A 2175-nucleotide genomic window follows, 5' to 3' on the forward strand; every position below is an offset into this window, starting at 1 on the left:
CGCTAATCCTTCGCCGTCATCAGGCTGGATAGAGGACTTCCACCTCCAAGCTGTCGTTCATACTCGGCACACCGCAAAAATCCGGCGCGCCGTGCGGCACGCCGGATGAGTCGACCTAACCAGAGAGTCCGTTCACGCCGAGGCGGCGCGCGGCGCGCGGTTGCGCGAGTTGCGCTGGAAGAACAGCGCCTGGCTCGCAACGGCCGAGACCATCGCGGGCTGGAATGGTTTTGAGATCAGGAACGCCGGCTCCGGGCGCTCCCCGGTCAGGAAGCGTTCGGGATAGGCGGTGATGAACACCACCGGCACCTCGAACACGCGCAATAGCTCGTTCACCGCGTCCAGGCCCGACGAACCATCGGCGAGCTGGATGTCGGCGAGGATCAGGCCGGGCTTCTTGTTCTTGGCGAGCGCCACTGCATCCGAATGGGTGCGGGCGACGCCGATCACGTTGTGGCCGAGATTTCGCACGAGGCTTTCCAGATCCATCGCGATGAAGGTCTCGTCCTCGATGATCAGGACGTCGGTCGCGATCTCGGCGGCCATCTCACGGCCGGCGGCGTCCGTGAGCTTGCGCGTCTCGCCGATGTCGATGTTGAGGATGTAGGCCACCTCCTCTTCCGAGAAGCCCTCCAGCGACAGCAGGAGGAAGGCCTGCCGCGGCAGCGGCGTGATGTTGGAAAGCCGGCGCTCCGGCGGCAGCGCCAACGTCGCCACATCGGCATTGTCGTTGATGGAGACCGAATTCCAGATTTGAGTGAACAGCCGGAACAGGCCGGCACGCGGCCCGTGCGTTTCGTCCAGAAGCGAGGGGTCCTGAAGCAGGGCCTCCAGCATGGCCGCGACATAGGCGTCGCCCGACGCCTGGTTTCCGGTCAGCGCGCGGGCGTAGCGCCGCAACAATGGCAAGTGTTCGGCAACGAGCTGCGATCGGGACATTCCCACTCCATCCTTGTGTTCGAGGCAATCGCCTGAAACGACCTATATCTCTCGGGCCGGCACATCCGTCCGTGGGCGACCCGCCTTCCCCTTGAGTTTGTTACGCCCGGACTACGCTTGAGCGTCGATAAAGTTCCACAAAAAGTTCCGGACATTCGGAACTTTCAGGCGAACTTCGAATTAGCGTACGACCGGCAGCAAACGCGGCCAAGACCGAAATTTCGAGGAAACTGCTTGAAACACAGGGACTTAACCTCTCGGGGAAACGTGGATCAGATCATGAAGGAAACCAAGAAGCAGGGCGGTCTCAACGCTGAGATCCAATCGAGAATCGGCCACCAGCTTCGCGCCATGTATGATGATGTGGTGCGACAGGGGGTGCCGGACCGCTTTGCGGAGCTTATCCGCAAGCTCGATGATCCCGCGGAGGCCGCCAAGCATTTGGCAGAGACTGACGAGCAGCAAGCAGCAAAAAATGACGGGAGGGACTAATGCCTCTCACCGACCAACTTCGCGACGATATTTTGGCGTCGGTGCCAAGCCTACGCGCGTTCGCGATTTCGCTCTCCGGCAATGGTGACCGCGCCGACGATCTGGTGCAGGAGACCTTGTTGCGCGCAATCGCCAACATCGACTCATTCCAGCCCGGCTCGAACCTGCCGGCTTGGCTGTTCACCATCCTGCGCAACCTGTTCCGCTCCGACTATCGCAAGCGGCGGCGCGAGGTGGAGGACGCCGAGGGCAACTATGCGAAGACTCTGAAGACCCAGCCTGCGCAGAATGCGCATCTGGAGTTCGAGGAGTTTCGCGCCGCACTCGACAAGCTGCCGCAAGACCAGCGTGAAGCTTTGATCCTGGTCGGCGCGTCCGGCTTCTCGTACGAGGACGCGGCTGCGATCTGCGGCTGCGCCGTCGGCACCATCAAGAGCCGCGTCAACCGCGCGCGATCGAAATTGAGCGCATTGCTCTATGTCGAAGGCGCGGAAGATTTCGGCCCTGATGACACCGTGCGCGCCGTGATCGGCGGCAACGGCGGCTGATGCTCGCCAACTCTTGATCGTCATGCGCGGGCTCGACCCGCGCATCCATCCCGGAAAAGCGATTTTCTGAGGAGTGATGGATTGCCGGGTCAAGCCCGGCAATGAGGGCGAGAGCAGTGTGTAGATTCCATGGGGCGGTGAGCGCGCCCTTTCCGGTAGGTTTGGGTTTCCACACTCGAACCATCGGAGAGTCTGA

The 2175-nt window shown here is 61.8% G+C and carries 3 protein-coding genes; 2 read left to right on the forward strand and 1 reads right to left on the reverse strand.

Annotated elements, in window-relative coordinates; translation table 11 throughout:
• Window positions 1-132: 132 nt before the first annotated feature.
• Entirely contained in the window at window positions 133-939 is an 807-nt protein-coding gene (locus tag AAFX91_RS41000) for a response regulator (RefSeq protein WP_130583579.1), read from the reverse strand.
• Window positions 940-1218: 279 nt separating this feature from the next.
• On the opposite strand from AAFX91_RS41000, the gene AAFX91_RS41005 reads away from it, so the two are divergent.
• Together AAFX91_RS41005 and AAFX91_RS41010 are read left to right on the forward strand one after the other, a co-directional pair.
• Window positions 1219-1431 (forward strand): NepR family anti-sigma factor, encoded by a 213-nt coding sequence (locus AAFX91_RS41005; protein WP_028165127.1) that lies wholly within the window; start codon window positions 1219-1221, stop codon window positions 1429-1431.
• The gene (locus tag AAFX91_RS41010) at window positions 1431-1979 is read left to right on the forward strand and encodes a sigma-70 family RNA polymerase sigma factor (RefSeq protein WP_027579243.1); all 549 of its coding nucleotides are present in this window, start codon (window positions 1431-1433) and stop codon (window positions 1977-1979) included. Before AAFX91_RS41005 ends, AAFX91_RS41010 begins: the two co-directional genes overlap by 1 nt.
• Window positions 1980-2175: the final 196 nt, after the last annotated feature.

It is taken from the genome of Bradyrhizobium sp. 31Argb, assembly GCF_043638955.1.
Classification (GTDB): domain Bacteria; phylum Pseudomonadota; class Alphaproteobacteria; order Rhizobiales; family Xanthobacteraceae; genus Bradyrhizobium.

Bases quoted from the DNA above. Each gene is read 5' to 3' on its own strand.
- AAFX91_RS41000 (WP_130583579.1), bottom strand. From the start codon at position 939: ATGTCCCGATCGCAGCTCGTTGCCGAACACTTGCCATTGTTGCGGCGC.
- AAFX91_RS41005 (WP_028165127.1), top strand. From the start codon at position 1,219: ATGAAGGAAACCAAGAAGCAGGGCGGTCTCAACGCTGAGATCCAATCG.
- AAFX91_RS41010 (WP_027579243.1), top strand. From the start codon at position 1,431: ATGCCTCTCACCGACCAACTTCGCGACGATATTTTGGCGTCGGTGCCA.